This is a genomic window from Castellaniella sp., from assembly GCF_041675725.1.
GTDB lineage: Bacteria > Pseudomonadota > Gammaproteobacteria > Burkholderiales > Burkholderiaceae_B > Castellaniella.
In genome coordinates, this window is sequence record NZ_JBAYTI010000024.1 from 21,631 (window position 1) to 41,117 (window position 19,487).

Genomic DNA, 19,487 nt, shown 5'->3' on the forward strand with positions numbered 1-19,487 from the left:
CGCACCACGGGCGATGCGCCCACTCGGGACTCCGTTATGATAAGCAGGATACGCAGACCCGGCCACCGGTCTTGACCCGGTGCGCGGCAAGCATGCCGAGCCCGCCGAACCCTGCCTCATTTTGGGACCACCACGGCACACTATGCAAATCGACCTCAATTCGGATCTGGGAGAAGCCTACGGCCCGTGGGTGATGGGGGATGACGCCGCCATGCTCGACGTGGTCAGCTCGGCCAACGTCGCCTGCGGCGGGCACGCGGGCGACCCGGAAACCATGTTTCTGACCCTGCAGCGCGCGGTGCAGCGCGGTGTCGTGGTGGGCGCGCACCCCGGCTACCCGGACCGCGAAGGCTTTGGCCGCCGGCCCATGGCTTTGTCGCCTGGGGAAATCACGCGCCTCGTCGCATCCCAAGTCGGGGCACTGCAGGGCATCGCAGCGCTGGCCGGCACGGCCGTGCGCTACGTCAAACCGCACGGGGCGCTGAGCAATCTGGCGGCGGCCGACGCCAACGTCGCACAGGCCATCGTCACAGCCGTCAAGGCACTGCCCGGCGCGCTCGCCATTCTCGCCATCTCCGGAACAGCGCTCGAACACGCAGGGCGATCCGCTGGCCTGCCGGTGTATGCCGAGGTCTTCGCCGACCGCGCCTATCTGCCAGACGGTCAGCTGGTGCCGCGCACCCGCGCAGGCGCCGTCCTGCACGATGCGGATGCGGCAGCCCAACGGCTCATCCAGTTTCTCGACACGGGTTACATGCCGACCCTGGACGGCTCATCCGTCCGCTTGGCCGTCGACTCGGTCTGCGTACACGGGGACACGAAAGGCGCGGTGGCCATGGCCAGATCGATTCGTGAGCGGCTGCGGGCCGCGGGCATTTCGGTCGCGCCATTTCTGGCCAGCCACAACGGATACAGATCGGCCACAGCGGATAAAGGGCGGATCGCATAGCGCCAATCGCGTCATTCAGACCGCCGGCGCCTGATGACCGGCCGCACCAGCCAGGCGGCCATGGCCGGCCCCAGAGCGAGCACCCACATCAACGCCAGCGCGGCATGCCGGGTACCATCGAGCCCGCCCGGTTCGGTGAACCCGGCGGCGTTGGTCACCATGCCGCCAATCGCCGCCCCGAACGCCAGGGCATATAGCTGAACCGTGATGATGGCGGCCGAAGCGATGTTTTCCTGCCCCTTGGGCGAATCATGGAACAGTTGGGTCAACAAGTGGGGCCAGATCACGCCAATGCCCAGGCCCACCCCAAACAGGAGCACACCGATACCGGCCGATACCAGCTGCAGTTCGGCCGGCCGATACAACGGCAGCACCAATGCGAGCCCAAGCAGCGAGAACGTCGTCAGCACAGGACCGACCTGCATCAGCCAATTCGTGGTGGGCCGCGCCCGACTCGAGCTGATGATCGATCCGGTGGACCAGCCCGCGGACATCAGAACCATGAAGTAGCCTGCGAGCAAGGGTGAAAACCCCTGGATGATCTGCAGAAAATAAGGGATGAAGATCTCGGCGGTCATCACCAGGCTCAGCAGCGCCAGGCAGGCATACAGGCTGCCCAGGTGGCCGCCCAGGCGATAGCCGCCGGCCGGCATCAGGGGCGTGGCCGACCGGCGGTCGATGCGTGCGATATGGACGGTGATCAGCACGCCGGCCAGCACCCCCGACAGGCTCCATGCCAAGTGATCGGCCAGGCTGGCCACCGATACCAGCAGCACGGCCGCGACCATCCAGAGCAACTGGTGGATTGGCACACCCACGCGCTCTTGGCTGCGCCCCGCGTCGCGACGGTCTATCTGCGTGACCACCAGCGCGGCCAAGCCGGCGCTGACCAGAATCACCGACCAGAAGGCCCAGCGCCATGCGCCGGCTTCGGCGAAGATGCCCCCGACTGCCGGCCCGATGAACGTCGCCACGCCCCACATGCTGGACAGCAAAGCCATGGCCCGCGGCCACAGCCGCTCTGGGAACAAAATGCGCGTGCTCGAATAGCTCAGGCCCAGGAGCATCCCGCCGCCAAAACCCTGCAAGCTACGGCCGAAGATCATCCAGCCCATGAAGGGCGCCGTGGCGCACACTGCCGTGGCCGCGGAGAACAGCACGATGGCCCCCAGAAACGAGCGCCGCAGCCCGACGTCGCTGATCGCCTTGGGCGTCACCGCCGAGCCGACGATGGACGCCACGACGAACAGCGTCATGTTCCATGCGTAGTATTCCAGGCCGCCGATGTCTGCCACCACAGAGGGCAGCACGGTTGCCACAATGTAGACATTGACTGCATGCAGCGCGACCCCGCCCGCCAGAGCCAGAGAGCGCAGGCCATTGCGACCCGATAGCAGCTCGGACCATGAACCAGATGATTGCTGAGACACTGCACAACCGAAAGACGCGTAAGACAGCGTGCAATATAGCACTTCGGATCGCGCCCGGCGGGCAGGATCCCGGCCCGCTAACGGGACAAGTGCATGCGATAGTTGAATCGATCGCTGCGGTGAATATTGTCGGCCACCTCGAGCAGCCGCCCGCTGCCGTCGAAATAACGGCGGATGATGCGCAGCCCGGCATGACAGCCATCGAGGCCCAGGAGCGCGGCGTCGCCCTGGTTGAAAATCACGCCTTGCAGCTCCTGCTCCACCCGCTTGATCCGCACCCCATATTCTTTTTCGAGCAGCGAATAGACCGCCGTCTTGCGTTTGCGCAGTCTTTTCTCGATGCCGCTCAGCCGTGGGTTGACGTACAGGTGCGTCACGCAAAAGGGCGAGGATGTTTCCGTGTCACTGCGCAGCCCGGTCGCGCATATCCAGGATTCGTCGGTAGGCAGGCCCAGCTCGAGCGCGAGGTCTGTGTCCACGTATTCCTGCCTGATGTTGGAAAGCACCAAATCCGTGTGCTGTGCGTACTGGAACAGGTCTTTGATGGACGACAGATTGACGGTATAGCGGCTTTCGTCTGGTGTTGCGATGACGATCGTGCCCACCCGGGGCCGGCGAACGACGAGACCGCGATCGACCAGTACCCGGATCGCTTCACGGACCGTAAACCGGCTGAGGCTCAACTGCTTGCAGATTTCCATCTCGGTGGGCAATTGCGAACCGATCGGAAAACGCCCGTCGGCGATGGCCGCCGTCAGTTGCCGCGCCACCTGCTGGTAGCGCGGCTGAGCGTTGTCGGATATTTCCATGCCCGTGCCACCATCCCCAAAGCCGCCGTCCAGCCCCTGGTTTTCTTCTGGCGTTAGATTCGACGTCGAGCTTTCAGCCAGCCGCACAACCATGCCTGCAATCTCCTAACGATACACTCTGCTTTTCAAGGTATCACATCGTGCATGATCGGGCGGCACCAGGATGCATGCGGAAAACGATTTACTTGGCTTTAGCCTGGAGATTCAGCATTTTCCCGACGGTTTCGTTCCATGATTCAGCACAGGCTTCCCCGCAGCGCTGCGCCCACTTGGGCAAAACCACCTCGAGCAGCACCTCGCGCTTCAGTTTGAGGTCTTCGTCGGTTACCGGCACGAGTTTCATATCGGCCGCCGGCCCTTCCGAACAGGCGCCACCCGTATTGCACTGGATGCCAAGCTCGTCTTCACGAATGTTCTGCTCGTCGATCGCCTTTTCGAGACGATGCACCTGCTCCATCAGGATGGTCTGCTCGGCGGGCGACAATTTGTTCCAGGCATGGATGTTCATGCCCTGGATCGAGCTGGCCCAGCTGATGGGCAGGGTATAAAGGTATTTCGCCGGTTGAAACCACTTGGCCTTGTAGCCACCCAGCGTTCCGGTAATGGCACAATCGAGCACACCGGTTGCCAGCGCCTGCTGAACCTCGGCAAACGGCATCGGGATGCCTGTTGCACCGAAAAACCCGATGAAATCCGCCTGAGACGTACCGCCCACGCGGATTTTCCGCCCTTTCAGGTCGGCCAGCCCTTTGAGTTCATCTCTGCAATAAAGAACCTGACGCTGGTACGAGGTCAGCGCCAGAACCTTGACCTGGTTGTCTTTGGCGTAATAGGCCTCGAGTACGGGCCGGAACGCATTGGTTACTTCACGCAGCTCTTCGATCGAAGAGGTCAGCCCTGGAAGGTCCGTTCCTTCGTGAATCGGCGCATCCCCCGCCAGAAATCCCATTACGGTATTGCCTACATCGTAGGTGCCCAGCCGCAAAAGCCGGAATACTTCCTGGCCCGTCAGGCCCATTTCGTTCCATGGGCGAACCGTGGCAGTGACCGCACCGTTCGTGGCTTCGGGGATCCATTTGTTCCAAAAGGGCGCTTCCAGCTCATTGTATTGGGTCGTGATCCCGAGATTGCCCACGGCAGCCAGTTCCACCTTTGGCATGTCCTCGGCAGCGCCGGCCACCGATATCAGCGAAAGGCTCGCGATGGTGACGCCAAGCAGCGTACGTAGGGTCTTTTTCATTTCAATGTCTCCTAATGGGTATAGGTATGCGAGAGGCTATTCAGGACGGCATTCAGCCCGTATTGAACAGCCTGGGAAGCAGTAGAGCCAGATCCGGAAAGAGAATCAGCAAAGCAATCATGAAGAACATCATGAACAAAAACGGCAAGGAACCGATCATTACGTCTCTGAAGGGGCCTTCGCCACGAATCGTCTGGACGACGAACAGGTTCATGCCGATGGGCGCGGTGATCAGCGCTGCCTCGATGAGAATGACGAACACGACACCGAACCACACGGGATCGTAGCCAAGGCTCTTGATGACAGGCACCACCAGGGGCGTGGTCGCGATCATGAGCGTAATCGTCTCAATAAAGCAGCCTAAAACCAGATAGAGGCAGATAATGGCAAACAATACGCCCAGCGGCGGCCATTGAAGCGACGTGACCGCCCCGACGATGCGGTTCGTCAGCCCCAGCGTCGACAGCACGAAATTCAGGAACAACGCGGCCACCACGATCAGGATGATCATGGACGTGGTACGCACGGTGGCCTCGAAGGTGCGCAGCAAGACCTGTACCGACAAGCGGCCCCGAACGTAAGTAAACAGCAGCGTGGCGATCACCCCGAGCGACGCGGCCTCGGTGGGCGTGGCCAGGCCCGCGTAAATAGAGCCGACGACGAGCAGGAAAAGAATGGTGGGCGGGCCAAGGTGCACCAGGCTGCGCAAGCGTTCTGGCCAGCTGTATTTTCTTGCGGGTGCGCCGCCAAAGGCGGGCCTGATGATGCAGATGAGGGCGATGATGGCAGAAAACGCCACGGCCAGCAGAACCCCCGGTATGAACGACGCGAGATAGAGCGCCGATACCGACGTATCGGACAGGCTGCCATAAAGAATCATGTTGATGCTGGGTGGAATCAGGATCCCCAGGGTGCCGCCTGCCGCAATCGAACCCAGGAACAACGCGGGGTTGTACCCATGTTTCTTCATGTTCGGGATCGAGACCGTCCCGATCGTTGCCGCCGTCGCCAGGCTTGAACCGGATGTGGCGGCAAACACGGCCGAAGCGGCCACATTGGTGTGCATCAACCCGCCCGGGATCCGCCCGACCCAGGCATCCAGGCACTCGTACATCTTTTCCGTCAGGCCGGAACGCAGCAGCAGTTCACCCATCATGATGAAAAGCGGAACCGCAAGCAGCAAAAAGTTGGTGCTCGAGCTCCAGGTCAGCTCGCCCAGCGCCCGAAAGACCGGAAATGGGCTGTACAAGTCGGCCAGCGTAGTGCCCAACAGGCCCAGCACCACCGCAACATGCAGGCTTGCAGCAATCAGGACCAGCAGCAGGGCGAGAGCGACAAATAGCATGGATGTTCTCAGCTTCCGGGTAAGGAGGATCCGCCTTCCCGCCCGTCGGAATCTTCCTGGGCGACGTCGGCCAGCGGAATGTCGGATTGATCAAGCTCGTCTTGCAGTGCCAGCACCCCGATCTCGCTGGCCAGAAGCCGGTATTGCCCGCGGATGAGGTGCCTGATGGACCGGACGGTGAGCCAGACGGCCGTAAAGGCGAACCAGATGATCCCAAGAAGCCAGATCCCCTGCGGAAGCGCAAGGGGCACCGCCAATGTCGTATTGGAGTGCGAATTGATGCTCCATGAATACCAGACCGTCTGGAAAGAGAACCAGGCCAGGGCAATGGCGGTGACCGCCATCGTCGAGATCGCCAACAGATCGAGCACGGCCCGCAGGCGGGGCTTCAGGAGGACGTAAATGACCTCGATGCGGATATGGGTACGCGAAATCAGGGTATACGCCAGCCCAAGCGTCACGGCGGCCGCAAAAGCATAGCTGCTCAGCTCGAAACTCTGCAGGAACGTCAGGCTCACGAGGCCCCGGGTGATCACATCGATGGAGACGATGAGCGCTGACGCGAGAAGCAGCAGGCCGGCCAACCACGCCAACACCCTGCTGACCGCAATGACGAAGGAGCTGGTGTTTGAACTCATTGGGCGTTTCCTGATTCGTCCAGTGTGGATGCTGCAGATTTCCAGAGCTCGATGCCGGCTCTTCGAAGATGGCTTTAGTTCGGTACCCGGGTGCGCCACTCTGAATAGCGCTCGGAATCGCCGCGCGCAGCCGCCAGCAGTTCTTCCTGAAGCCCGCACGTCACCGACCCCGGACGGCCGTCGCCGATGGTCACACGATCCACGCTGACGACCGGCACCACTTCTTCTGCTGTGCCGCACAGGAATACTTCCTCGGCCAGCAGCAATTCGGTCCGATCCACCTCTCGCTCCTCGACCCGGAGCCCCAGCCGGTCTCGTGCCAGTTCGATCAGGGTCTGGCGCGTGATGGATTCGAGCAGATCGGCGGTGACGGGCGGGGTCACCAGCGCGCCATGGCGCACCAGCATGACCGCCGAACCCGCGCCCTCGGATACTTTGCCGCGATCGTTCAGGATCAGCGGATAGTCATACCCCGATTCAATCGATTCGATATGCGCGAGCCGGCTGTTCTGATAGTTGCCCGCGCACTTGATGCGCGGCGGAACCGACTGGTCGGATATGCGCCGCCAGGATGAGATGTTGCAATGGATGCCCTTTTCGAATCCGCGCCGACGGCCCATGGGCACGGCGGCAACAGCCATCTGCAACGGGCCGCGCGCGTAATAGAATTCGTCGCTGTCCAGAAAGACCATCTGCCGGAGATGGACGTCTTGTGTCGGGGCCAGCACCTTCAGATAATCAACCACGGCCTGGCTGATCTGCTCTTGAGTATAGGCGGCCTCAAACCGCATGAGCTTGATGGATTCCAGCAACCTGACGGCGTGCTCATCCAACCGGAACAGATTGAGTGCCTTGGTTTTGTCGTCCCAATAGGCACGAATGCCTTCGAATACCATCGCGCCATATCGGAACGATGTATTCAGCAATGGCACGGACGCCTGTTCATACGGAACGACGTCACCGTTCAGGTACACCATTTTCACGTTCATCATGAATTTCCTTGTATACGATTCATTCTGGCCGCCCATGCGACCCTGGTTACACGACCGCGTCCTGTTCGTAGTGCCGGTCACTCAGGAACATATGCCCCGGCGCATGCGTGATCATCCAGTCGGTTTTCGAGGCCATCGCGACTTCCTGGGGGGTGACGCCGCAGGCCCAGAACACCGGTACATCGGTGGGTTGCATTACCAAAGGCGTGCCATATTTCGGCTTGGACAGGTCGGTCACCCCGACTTTTTCGGGGTACCCGACCTGGATCGGCGTGCCATGGGCCGAGGGGAACCGGCCGGACAACTGGACTGCCTTGACCACCAGATGATCGGGTATGGGACGCATCGTTGCCACGATGGGCCCATGAAATGGCCCGACCGGCAAACATTGCACATTCGTCTCGAATACGGGTGGCACCATGCCTTGCTCGAGGAAGCTCAGGGGCATCCGGGCATTTCGCAATGCGTTGTCGAAGGTTGCACTGCAACCCAGGAGAAAGGCTACGAGATCATCCCGCCAATAAGACCGGATGTCGGTGGGCTCATCGACCAGTTCACCCTGCCGAAATACCCGATAGCGTGGGACATCCGTGCGCAGATCCGCCCCGGGCGCCAGCAATTCCGGCGTGGGCGAACCCGGCAGGGTCACGTCCAGCAGCGGACAGGGTTTGGGGTTTCGTTGGCAAAAGACCAGGAAATCAAAGGCGACGTCCTTTGGCAGGATCACCAGGTTGGCCTGGACATAGCCATCCGCAACGCCCATGGTATCGCTGGTATAGGCACCTTCGCGAATGTGCTGTCTGATTTGATGGATCGTCAGATCTTGCAGTTCCGATTTTTGCATTCAGGGGCTCCACAATGTTTTCATGAATCACGAGACATGAAACACAATCGTATACACGTCCGCCTTGGCCAACTGCTCGGCATCCAGGTCAGCACGGCGGACACTTTCGTTACGACGATCGGCCGGACCCGCTAGGCCTGTGCGGTCGCCGCGCGGTGACGTTCCGTTGCCTTGGCGTCGAGCTGCCGGCCATCGGGCGACAGCGCCACCCCAAAGACCTTTTTCGCACTGGCAGCCGTGATGACGCCGGCACGCACGTCATCCAGCACCGCATCCGGTGCGCGCAGCAAGGGGTCTCCATAACCCGCCCCGCCGGGCAAATCCAGCATCAGAACATCGTTGGGCTGCAGTATGAATTGTTCCTTAGGCTTCGCAATGGGTTCGCCGTTCAGGATCGCGCGCCCCGGCGAGCCGGCCTGGCCCCCGAACAGCCCTTGGGGCGGATGCTGAATGCGTTCGCACTGCAGGGTCACGGCGCACGGCCGGGTCGCGAGACTGCGCAAGATGATGCGCACCCCGTTGCCGCCCCGCCACTGGCCACCACCGCCGGAGTCGGGGATCTGTTCGCGAAATTCTATGCGTACAGGACAGGTGGCTTCCATGTGTTCGGCCGGCACCGAGGAGATATTCGTCGGGAAATGAAGAGAGGCGGGCCCATCCATGCCACGGCGCGCCCCCTGGCCACCCGCAAAGAACATGAAGCTGGAGAATGGCCGACCGGTGTCGTGCTGGCCATTGAGCACCAGCACCCAGGATGGCGCGCAACCGCCATCTGCCAGGATTTTCTCGGGGATAATGTTCCGCAGGGCGCCGTAGATGGCGAAACTGAGCAGATGGCCCACGAGGTGACGCCCATTGACCGCGGCCGGCAGGCGCGGGTTCAAAAAGCTGCCTTCGGGCGCCGTGATTTCGAGGGGCCGGAACGAGCCTTCGTTGTTGGGGGTCTCCGGGTCCAGAATGCACTTGAGGGGGTAGACTGTGTAGGCATACGTATAGTTATGCACCGAATTCATGGCCCGGTCGATCTGTGGCGAACTGCCGGCATAATCGACCAGAATCTGATCGCCCTTGATCACGATCCGCGTATTGATCTTCAGGGGTTCGTCGAACCCGTCCATGATCAGCGAATCGCAATATTCGCCATCGGGCAGCTCGGAGATCTTGGCACGCATATTGGCTTCTGAGCGGCTGAACATTTCTTCGCCCAGTTCGCGCAGATCCGTCAGGCCGTAATCCGTCAGGAACCCTTCGAGCCGGCGCGCCATGACCTCGTTGGCGCTGCGGCCGGCCTCGAGATCGCCCAGAACCTGTTCGGGTACCCTGACGTTATGCCGGATGATCGAGAAAAGCTCTTGTGCGGGCTCGCCGCCACGGTACAGGAACATGGGCGGTAAACGCAGGCCTTCTTCGAATACTTCGCGGGCATCCGCCGAGAACGCCCGGCCGCCGATGTCCGGCATGTGGGCCACGTTGCCGGCGAACGCAATCAGCCGGCCCTGGTGGAATATGGGCGACAGCATCGTGATGTCTGGCAAGTGCCCCGTACCCAGCCATGGGTCATTTGTGATCACCACGTCGCCCGGACGCAGCGTGTCGGCCGGTATGCGTTCGAGGATATGCCGTGCCGTCGTCGGCAGCGTGCCGATGAACGAAGGAATGCTATAGGTACACTGCGCGATGGATCGCCCGGTGTCGTCGAGCAGGACCGTGACATAGTCATGCGCCTCGCGCACCACGGTCGAGAATGCCATGCGGCCCAGGGCCGTATCGGCTTCATCGACAACCGCGATCAGGCGGTCCCACATCATTTTCAAAGTAACAGGATCGTAAGCCATGAAACGTCCCACCTAGTTCAGCTGAACGATTAGATTGAGTTGATCATCCACTTTGACGTGGCTGCCGGGAATCACGACCGTGGTCGATTCCTTTTGCTCGACAATGGCGGGGCCATGGAATTCTGCACCCGATGGCAACCGGTCATGGTCGTACACCGGCACGTCCGCATAACCGTTCTGCTCGGGCAGGTATATTTTGCGCGTACCCCGCAGTGCGTCTTGAAGTGTCTGGGTGCCCTGGCGCGCCGCCGACCGGAGCGTCAGGGCGTTCGAATCCCCCCGCACCGCCCCGCGCCAGTTCAGCACCTCGATCGGGACCCCGCCGATTTCATGGCCAAATATTCTGCGGTATTCTTCATTGAAGGCTGCCCGCAGGGTATCTGCAACGGTATCGCCGGTGACGGTGTCGGGAAATGACACGGAAATCTCGTAGCCCTGACCCACATATCGCATGTCGCAGGTTCGGGTGACGGCTATTTTCTGGGGATCGGCGCCGGCCTGAATGACTTGCTGCCTGGCCGATTCTTCATGCTCGGCGTAGATGGCCGCCACCTGGCCCCAACCGAGATCCGCCAGCGGCATTCGACGCGTGAAACCGAAGTCGATCACCAGCGGCGCGACCAGCAGGCCGACCGCCGACGTGACCCCGGCGCCGTACGGGCAGACGACGGTACGGATGCCCAGTGACTTGGCCACCCGGCAGGCGTGCAGCGGACCGGCCCCGCCGAATGCGATCATCGTGAAATTGCGCGGATCTTTGGCCTGCTCGACCACGTGAACGGAGGCCGCGCGCACCATGCTCTGGTTGGCAATGGCGTAGATCCCCCACGCCGCTTCTTGAAGAGAGATCCCCGAAGGCTTGGCAACCTCGGTTTCGATGACGCCAGTGGCCGCATCGAGGTCCAGATTCATCGAGCCGCCAAGAAAATAGTCTGGATTGAGATAGCCAAGCACGAGATTCGCGTCGGTTACGGTGGGCGCGCGCCCGCCCTGCCCATAACAGGCCGGGCCGGGGCTGGCACCCGCACTGCGCGGCCCGACCTGGATCAGGCCGAGATGGTCTACCCGCGCAATGGAGCCGCCACCCGTGCCGATTTCAATCATGTTGATCACCGGTATGCGCACGGGCAGGCCGCTGCCCCGCTCGAAGCGGGCGACCCGCGCCACCTCGAACTGGTTCGTCACGGAAGGTTGCCCTTCGGAAATGACGCATACCTTGGCCGTGGTCCCCCCCATGTCGAACGACAATATATTGGGAAAGCCCATCGAGGCGCTGTAATACGTACACGCAATGGCGCCGGCGGCCGGGCCCGATTCGATGGCCTTGACAGGCGTTTTGTGGGCGAGCTCGGAGCTGAGGATCCCGCCGCTGGACAGCATCAGATAGAAGTCGTCTTTGAAACCCAGCGCACCGAGGTGGCGCCTCAGGCTCTGGGTGTGCTCGCGCAGCAGCGGCAGTGTGTAGGCATTCAGGCTGGTTGTGGATGCCCTTTCGAATTCGCGCATTTCGGGCACGAGCTCTGAAGACAGGGTCACGTCGATACCAGGCAGCGCGGATTCGATCCGCGCCCGCGCCTGGACTTCGTGCGCACCGTTGATGTAGGAATGCAAAAAGCAGACCGCGACCGACTGCACCCCGTCTTCACGCATTTGGGCGATTGCCTGGTCGAGCGATGCTTCATCCAGCGGCATGACCTCGTGCCCGTCGGCGTTGATGCGCCCCTTGATCCCGTACACCAAATGTCGCGGCACCACCGGCTTGGGCAGCTCCATGAACAGGTTGTAGATGTCGTAGCGCTGCTCGCGGCGGAATTCGAGGACGTCTCTGAAGCCCTCGGTGACCAGCAAGGCTGTGACCGCGCCTTTGCGCTCGATCGCGGCATTGGTGACCACGGTGGTGGCCCCGTAGATGGTCAGCTGGTCGCGCGCGGGGTCTATACCCAATTGGCCAACCAGATCCTGTACGCCTTGGATCACAGCCAGCGCCGGATCTTGGGGGGTGCTGAGCACCTTGTGGACGTGCAACGTGCTGCTGGATTCATCGAACAGCGCGAAGTCGGTGAAAGTGCCACCGGTGTCGAAACCAAGACGATAGTTCTTGCCTTTGTTGCTCAAGTCTGATCTCCGTCATGAATGAGTACTTCTTTGACCGGACATTTTCAGCGCAGCTTTATGCAAACTTTTTAATGTCTCTAGTATTGTGATCCACTCTTATATTTGAATGGTCCGTACAAATTAACATGGTGATCTGCGAGTGTCAACAGATTTCGGGCGGGCTCCGGCGCCATGGGATGCGCTCGGCGTATCACAGCCCGCACGGGGTCGAAATCATGGCTTTTACTCGGACGATCGCGTGTCCACGACGAGCTCGACGAGCAGCAAGCCGTCGCCCTTCCATTGCTCGATCGCCTGCTTCAGGCGCGGCAGATCGGCAACCGTGGCCACCCGGATCCCGGTGCCCTGCAGCGCGCCGGCCACCGTTGAAAATACCGGTTGCCTGAGCCGCGTCAACCCGGGATCGAGCCCTTGCTCGACGAACTTGTGGTACTCGGCCCCGTATGCACTGTCATTGCAAACCACCACCACAACCTTGAGATTTTCATTTTGGATGGTCTGCAATTCGGACAGGCCGGCATTCATCAGGCCGCCATCCCCCACCACCACGACGACCGTCGACTCGGGGTCCGCCACCGCAGCGCCAATCCCGTGCCCCAGGCCGACGCCGATGCACCCGTAGCTCAGGCTCGGGACGAAATTCCGCGGGTCGTCCACGAACAGGTTGTGCCACGCACTGTATTTGTACCGGCCGCCCTCGGTCACTAAAATCCTTTTACCGACTGTTTCATCTATGACGGCCAGCGCCTTGTCGTACGTCAGGAAGTCGGCTGCGTTGAACTCGGGATTCTGGAGGGTGCGGCGCGTGCGGATCGCCCTGCAGGCCTTGACGACCACCTCTTCGGCGGCAAATCCGGAGTTCGGCACCTCCGCTTCGTCGAGCCAGTGCATGATGTAGTTGATGGCCGCTCTGAGATTGACGTGAATGGCCACGTCCGGGATGACATACTTGGAGACGTCACGCACCATGCCGTCGAACGCAATGACCCGCTTGCCCCGCAGGTACGTGCCGTTGCTCGTGGTGTAGGTATTCAGGCTGGCCCCGAACGCGATGACGCAATCGCTGGCAAGCATCGCCTCGACCGCTTCCGAACGGCACGAAACCCCCATCAACCCCAGGTAGGCGCCCGAATCGCGCAGGTAGTCCTTGGCACGCAAGGTCGTGACGATCGGTGCCCCCAGCCTGTCCGCCAACGCGGAGAGTTCTTGGCTCACCCCCTCGAGCACGGCGCCATAGCCCACCAGAATCAGGGGTCGCTTGGCGGTCGCAATCATGCCGATGGCGCTGTCCCATGCGTCGCCCGGTATGAGCTCCGCCCTGATTGGTTGCGCATCCAACGCGTAGCGCCTGTAAGGAATATCGACCGCATTGTGCAGGTTGTAGGGCGGCAGCTCATGCACGATGGGCCGTTTTTCGGCATGGGCCCGCCGAAAAGCGCGCACGAGGCTGGGCTGGATGTCGGCCATGTTGTCGGGGCGCTCGAAACCCGCGCCGGTCGGCCGGGTGAAAGCCTGCTGATCCACGCTCTGCATGTAGCCACGCAGATCGTCGCGGCCCTGACCAGTGAGTACCACGAGCGGATGATGCGCCCTGGCCCCTTCGGTCAGCGCCGTTATGGTATTGGTGAAACCTGGCCCGCAGGTCGTGGTCGCCACCCCGATGCGCCCGCTGATGCTTGCATACCCCATGGCCATCTGCACGGCGCCCGCCTCGCCTGCGGCTTTGACGTAACGGCCCCCGCCGGCCACAAAATGGTGCATGGTGTACATATTGACCTCGCCCATGACACCAAAAACCGTTTCCACCCCCATATCGAGCAATGTTCTGCCTGCCAGCTCCTGCACGTCCATGTGATCTCGTCCTTGTGTTGCTGAATCCACGCCCGGTACGCCCTGCCATGCGCACCGGAATTTTCAATGAAAAACCCAAAGAGGCCTGCGACCCCCGCCATCCAGGCCCGACGTCCGGCAGGCAGCCTGGGCGCCTCAGGCCGCGTGACGCGCGACGAGCTGCTTCGCAATCACCTGGCGAAGAATCTCGTTCGTGCCCTCGCCTATGCACATCAGCATGGCGTCGCGATAGAAGCGCTCTATTTCATATTCCAGGGAATAACTGTATCCGCCAAAGATTCGCATGGCCTCCTGCGCGCAGAACGCGCCGGCTTCCGAACCAGCCAGCTTGGCCATGGCCGCCTCGAGGTCGCAGCGCTCGCCAAGGTCGTACTTTGTGGCCGCCTGCTGGATCAACAGCTTCGCCCCTTCTACGCGGGTGACCATGTCGGCCAGCTTGAGCTGGATGGCCTGATGCTGGCAGATTGGCTTGCCAAATGCCGTACGCTGCTGGGCGTAGTCCAGGGCCAGCTTCAAAGCCCCTTCGGCAATGCCAGCGCCGCGGGCCGCCACGTTGATGCGCCCCAGCTCGAGCCCGCCGGCAATCTGTATGAAGCCGCGCCCCTCGACGCCCCCCAGGAGGCTGGCAGCCGCTACGTGATAGTCATCGAAGGTCAGCTCACAGGTGTCGATCGCGCGGTATCCCAGTTTTTGCAGCTTGCCCACCACGGTAAAGCCGGGCCCCTTGTCTGCGATGAACAGGCTCATGCCCTTGTGGGCCGGCCGCGCGGCAGGATCGGTCTTTACCAGAAGGAGCGTGCCGTCGCCGTACATGCTGTTGGTGATCCAGGTCTTGGCGCCGTTCACGACATAGCCGTCGCCCACGCGCTTTGCGACCGTGCGGATGGCCTGCAGATCGGAGCCGGCATTGGGCTCGGTCAGGCCGATGCTGCCCCGGTACTCGCCGGTGGCCATGCGCGGCAGATAGTGTTCCTTCTGCGCCTCGGTGCCATTTCGCTCGATCGCGGAGGCCATGATCAAATGGGAATTGAAAATGCCACAGGGGGCCATCCACACCGATGCGACCTTGACGACGATCTGCGCGTAGGTCCACGCGGAGAGACCCAGCCCGCCATATTGCTCGCTGATGGTCGCGCCAAATAAGCCCATCGCCTTCATCTGTTCGACGATTTCATGCGGATACTCGTCAGCCTGATCGAATTTCCGGGCGACGGGCCGCAATTCTTTCTGTACCCAGACGTCGACGGCATCCACAAACGCCTGCTGTTCCTCTGCCCTGGCTTCCCTGACCATATCGTGCCTCTCAGTAATTGACGCGGTCTTCCACGCTATGCCCCTTCTTTGCGACGAGTATCGTCCGACTGAAGGTGCAAACGGTCTTGCCATCCTGATTGCTGCCGACCGTCTCGACCGTCACAATCCCTGAATCCGGCCGTGAAGCGGACTCGCGCTTGCCGATGACTTCGGATGCCGCATACAGGGTGTCACCGGCAAACAGCGGGTGCACCAGTTTGATGTCGGTCCAGCCCAGATTGGCAATCGCCTTCTGGCTGACGTCGCTGACGCTCATGCCGACCATCAGCGCCACCGTCAGGGGACTGCAAATAATGCATTTCCCGAACTCACTGGCCTTGGCATATTCCTCGTCGAAATGCATGGGATGGGTGTTCATGGTCAGCAGGGTGAACCAGATGTTGTCTGTTTCAGTGATCGTCCGGCCGGGCCGGTGCTCGTAGACGTCCCCGACCGTAAATTCCTCGTAGTAGCGTCCAAAGGTTTCCCGGTAACGCTGTTTGTCCAGTTGTTTATGTGCGTGCACGATGCCTGTTCTCCTGTTTCAATTGATACAGCCGCTGGCCGCCCGAGGCCGAATCCGTGCGTCCGGACATGTCGGACGCCGGGCGCCATGATTCCCTTTTACCCATTACCCGCCACCGCCAGGCGCCCGGCTCGCCGCCACCAGCCGCGCTGCGCGCTCGATCACCGGCCTGTCGACCAGCTTGCCGTCGACGCGAATGGCCCCTGCCGATCCTGGGGCACTGGATGCCTCGAGAACGCGCCGGGCCCATTCAACCTCGGCCGGGTCTGGCAGGAAACCCGCATTGACGATCGGGATTTGGCGCGGATGGATACACAGCTTTCCAGAAAAGCCCAGTTGGCGCGCGCGCGCCACGTCCGCCTCGAGCATCGCGTCATCATCGAGCGCGAGCGTCACGCCGTCGATCGGGCCGGCGCGCCCGGCCAACCGGGACGCCAGCACCAGTTCGGAACGCGCCAGCAGCAAGCCCTGATCATCATCCAGGATGTCCAGGTCGGACATGAAATCCACGGAACCGAATGCCAGGCGCATCACCTGCGGCGAGCGCAGCAGGGTCCGGCACGACGCCAACCCTTGTGCAGTTTCGATGAGTGCGATCACCGGCACCGACTCGTCCACGCCGGCAACCAGTTCGGCCACCATCTCGCACGATTCGGCCTTCGGCAACATGACCGCCGCCGGCTGCATGTCGCGCAGCATCTCCAGGTCTGATGCAAACCACGCGGAATCGACGCCATTGATGCGCACGACGCAGTCCTTTTCGGATGCCAGGAATGCCCGCACCGCGGACCGGGCGACGGCCTTGTGCTCTGGCGCCACGGCGTCTTCCAGATCCAGAATGACCCTGTGGGCCCCCGACTGGAACGCCTTGCCAAAACGTTCCGGCCGGTCACCCGGCACAAACAGAAAGGAATTTTGCATTTTCATTGAACACGATGTAGTGGCCGCGACTCGGCGCCTTTGCGACCGAGATGCTAGGCGCCGATGATCTTTCTGCTGCGCAACGCGCGGATTTCTTCCTGGCTGAAGCCGACTTCCTCGAGCAGGCTCTGGTTGTCTTCTCCGAGGCCCGGCGCGCCCCGCATTGGCAATGCGGTATCGGCGATCCGGATCGGATTGCGCAACAGACGCATGTCCTGGCCATCGGAACGTTCGAAGGGACGAACCGCGCCCCGCTCTGCCACAAACTTGGAATCCAGCGCCTGATCGATGCCAAGCACGGGCGCGACCGGAACCGTACCGGATAGTTTTTCGATCCAATAAGCCGTCGTTTGGGTCGTGAATACCGAATCGAGCAGGTCTGTCAGGGCCTGCCGATTCTGGAGCCGGTCCTTGAAAGTCGAGAATCTGGCATCCGTGGCCCATTCGTCGTGCCCGAGCTCGTGGCACAGCAACGGCCAGAACTTCTCCTTGTTGCACATGACGAATATCCAGCCATCGGCCGTGCAATAGAGCTCGCTGGGGACCAGACTCGGATGGCCAGAACGGGGCGCACGATCCGTGACGACGGCCGAATTGAGATACCAGGTGCCCGGATAGTTCAGATTATGGATGGAAACGTCAAAGAGAGAGGTGTCGACATCCGCGCCGATTCCGGTGTCCCGTGCGCTGCAGATGGCCGCCAGCAGGCCGAACGCCGCAACCAGGCCCGTCATCAGGTCGACGATGGAGAGACCGTACCGGACCGGCGGGCCATCGGGTTCGCCGGTCAACATCATGTGGCCCGCTTCCGCCTGCATGAGATAGTCGTACCCAGGCCATGAGGCGCGCGCGCCTTCGCGGCCATAGGCGGACAAATGCGTGCACACGATGCGCGGGTTGACCGCTTTCAATGCGTCATAGGTCAGGCCCATCTTTTCCGGCAGATCGCCCCGCAGATTGTTGATCACCGCGTCGGCACGCTTCACGAGCCGATGAAATACCTGCAGGCCATCGGGCTGCTTGAGATCGAGAGTCAAACTGCGCTTGTTGCGGTTGAACGTCTCGAAAAAATGGCTGTCGTCCGGCCCGAAGAAGTAAGGCCCCACATAACGACCGACGTCGCCCCCGCCGGCCGGGTTTTCGATTTTGATGACTTCTGCGCCCAGATCGGCCAGGTACGAAGTGCCGAATGGACCCGCGCCATACTGCTCGACGGCCAGGATGCGCATACCCTGGAGCGGCGGCGTCCGAGCCGGTGTCGCGTGATTGGAAACGGAAGGCTGGTTCATGGGCGGGACTCCTGAATGGATAGGGGTGAAGGAGGCTCCGGGGTGACGAGCGAATCCATTGTGCGCAGGCTGCGCAGATCCGCGTCCATCGACACGATGAAGCGCTCGAGCGCCTGAACCTGTGCAGCCGACAAGGCACGCGCGGCATTGGCCCGAAACTTGGCCTGGATCGCGTCGTTGTCCAATGGGCGCTCTGCATGGCCGCGGTTGACGTTTTCGCGGTGCGCCATCGTCGTGCCGTCTTCGAAGAACAGCACGACTTCGCCTGTGTAGTGCCGGGGAAACGTCGACGCCGGATCCGCGACGCAATCCACCCGACGCATCAAGGCCCCGACCTCTGGATCGGCGATCGCGTCGGGCGCCAGGTCCTCCAAGCCAAGATGCCCGCGCAACAGCCCGCAGGCGACGGCATAATGCATACTGAACTTTGCTTCGTATTCGGTCGTTGGATGCCGTTTTATGTCCGCTGGCTCGCAGACCGACGGCATCACCCCCTTTGGAGCGCGCACCTCGATGCGCCGGATGGAACGGATGCTGGCACCGGCCTGGAACAGGCGCCGGTGCAGCGCGATCGACGCATCCGCACAGGCGTGATTGAAGTGACATACCGGAAAGGGCTTGACGCCGATGCCCTTGAGCTGCCAATGGGCGCCCAGGTGATCGGTGATCTGGCCCAGGGCGACCTGATCCTGATTCGCATCGCCGAGAAACGCACGAAACAGGCCGAAACGGCCCTCGTAGACCTTGCCCGGCGTCGGGATCGGATGGCGGGCCAGGATGGCGCATGCAATCCCTGAACTGGCGGCCCAGCCTGGATGCAGGCGTTTGGTCCAGGCGCCATCCTCGACGAACTGGAGACTGCCGCCCGTCATGGAGAGCGCAAAACCCTGGGCACGATGAATGCCGTCGCGATCGAGCCCCAGCAACTGGGCGCAAGCCACCGCAGCCGCGAACAGCCCCACGGTCAGGGTCGGGTGGAAACCGCGCGCGTGAAACAGCCCGGGCGCCGCGGCAGCCACCCTGGATCCGACCTCGAGCCCGACGACATACGCCAGAAATGCCTGTCGCCCAGAGCGTTGATGGTGCGCCGCAAGCGCCATCACGGCAGGCCATACCGCGACGCTGAGATGCGCGATGCCGGCGATGTGGGTGTCGTCGAAGTCCAGCCCATGCGCCAAGATGCCGTTCAGCAGGGCCGCTTCACGAACCGGCAGGCGGAACGCCTGGCCGATCACGGCGCATCCGTGCGCTGCATCCGAGGCGGCACCCGATACGCCCGCCAATTCGGTAATAGCGGCTGAATACACGTGTGCGAACGCTTCGGGCCGGGCCGCCAGCGCACAACCCACGGCATCCAGCACCAGATGACGGGCGTAGTCGATGACCTCTGACGGAACGTGATCCAGGGAA

The 19,487-nt window shown here is 61.8% G+C and carries 16 protein-coding genes; 1 reads left to right on the forward strand and 15 read right to left on the reverse strand.

Annotated elements, in window-relative coordinates:
• The first annotated feature begins 142 nt into the window (after window positions 1-142).
• The gene (locus WCZ84_RS06775) at window positions 143-949 is read left to right on the forward strand and encodes a LamB/YcsF family protein (protein WP_372685502.1); all 807 of its coding nucleotides are present in this window, start codon (window positions 143-145) and stop codon (window positions 947-949) included.
• A gap of 11 nt (window positions 950-960) precedes the next feature.
• Here WCZ84_RS06775 and WCZ84_RS06780 read toward each other — a convergent pair whose 3' ends face one another.
• The 15 genes from WCZ84_RS06780 to WCZ84_RS06850 form a co-directional block, all read right to left on the reverse strand.
• Complete coding sequence (locus WCZ84_RS06780; RefSeq protein WP_372685503.1) at window positions 961-2,379, reverse strand: MFS transporter; 1,419 nt, start codon at window positions 2,377-2,379, stop codon at window positions 961-963.
• 77 nt (window positions 2,380-2,456) lie between these two features.
• A complete protein-coding gene (locus WCZ84_RS06785; protein ID WP_372685504.1) occupies window positions 2,457-3,281 on the reverse strand; it encodes a GntR family transcriptional regulator in 825 nt (274 codons plus the stop codon).
• Between the two features lie 88 nt (window positions 3,282-3,369).
• Window positions 3,370-4,338: a TRAP transporter substrate-binding protein gene (locus WCZ84_RS06790; protein ID WP_372685505.1), complete on the reverse strand. Its 969-nt coding sequence runs from the start codon at window positions 4,336-4,338 to the stop codon at window positions 3,370-3,372.
• Between the two features lie 142 nt (window positions 4,339-4,480).
• Window positions 4,481-5,773: a TRAP transporter large permease gene (locus WCZ84_RS06795; protein ID WP_372685506.1), complete on the reverse strand. Its 1,293-nt coding sequence runs from the start codon at window positions 5,771-5,773 to the stop codon at window positions 4,481-4,483.
• A gap of 8 nt (window positions 5,774-5,781) precedes the next feature.
• Window positions 5,782-6,411, reverse strand: coding sequence for a TRAP transporter small permease subunit (locus WCZ84_RS06800; RefSeq protein ID WP_372685507.1), 630 nt, complete (start codon window positions 6,409-6,411; stop codon window positions 5,782-5,784).
• Window positions 6,412-6,485: 74 nt separating this feature from the next.
• Window positions 6,486-7,403, reverse strand: coding sequence for a branched-chain amino acid transaminase (locus WCZ84_RS06805; RefSeq protein ID WP_372685508.1), 918 nt, complete (start codon window positions 7,401-7,403; stop codon window positions 6,486-6,488).
• A 46-nt stretch (window positions 7,404-7,449) separates the two neighbouring features.
• Window positions 7,450-8,247 carry a putative hydro-lyase gene (locus tag WCZ84_RS06810; protein WP_372685509.1) on the reverse strand — a complete coding sequence of 266 codons (798 nt, stop codon included), beginning with the start codon at window positions 8,245-8,247 and terminating at the stop codon, window positions 7,450-7,452.
• 131 nt (window positions 8,248-8,378) lie between these two features.
• A complete protein-coding gene (locus WCZ84_RS06815; RefSeq protein WP_372685510.1) occupies window positions 8,379-10,082 on the reverse strand; it encodes a hydantoinase B/oxoprolinase family protein in 1,704 nt (567 codons plus the stop codon).
• A 12-nt stretch (window positions 10,083-10,094) separates the two neighbouring features.
• Window positions 10,095-12,197, reverse strand: coding sequence for a hydantoinase/oxoprolinase family protein (locus WCZ84_RS06820; protein ID WP_372685511.1), 2,103 nt, complete (start codon window positions 12,195-12,197; stop codon window positions 10,095-10,097).
• A 222-nt stretch (window positions 12,198-12,419) separates the two neighbouring features.
• Window positions 12,420-14,048 carry a thiamine pyrophosphate-binding protein gene (locus tag WCZ84_RS06825; RefSeq protein ID WP_372685512.1) on the reverse strand — a complete coding sequence of 543 codons (1,629 nt, stop codon included), beginning with the start codon at window positions 14,046-14,048 and terminating at the stop codon, window positions 12,420-12,422.
• Window positions 14,049-14,183: 135 nt separating this feature from the next.
• On the reverse strand, window positions 14,184-15,341 hold the full coding sequence (locus WCZ84_RS06830; protein WP_372685513.1) for an acyl-CoA dehydrogenase family protein: 1,158 nt from the start codon (window positions 15,339-15,341) through the stop codon (window positions 14,184-14,186).
• A gap of 10 nt (window positions 15,342-15,351) precedes the next feature.
• The gene (locus WCZ84_RS06835) at window positions 15,352-15,867 is read right to left on the reverse strand and encodes a MaoC family dehydratase (protein ID WP_372685514.1); all 516 of its coding nucleotides are present in this window, start codon (window positions 15,865-15,867) and stop codon (window positions 15,352-15,354) included.
• A gap of 105 nt (window positions 15,868-15,972) precedes the next feature.
• Window positions 15,973-16,788, reverse strand: coding sequence for a CoA ester lyase (locus WCZ84_RS06840; RefSeq protein WP_372685515.1), 816 nt, complete (start codon window positions 16,786-16,788; stop codon window positions 15,973-15,975).
• 53 nt (window positions 16,789-16,841) lie between these two features.
• Window positions 16,842-18,077: a CaiB/BaiF CoA transferase family protein gene (locus WCZ84_RS06845; RefSeq protein ID WP_372685516.1), complete on the reverse strand. Its 1,236-nt coding sequence runs from the start codon at window positions 18,075-18,077 to the stop codon at window positions 16,842-16,844.
• The coding region (locus WCZ84_RS06850) for an MmgE/PrpD family protein (protein ID WP_372685517.1) at window positions 18,074-19,487 on the reverse strand (1,414 nt) is incomplete at its 5' end. The genes WCZ84_RS06850 and WCZ84_RS06845, both read right to left, overlap by 4 nt.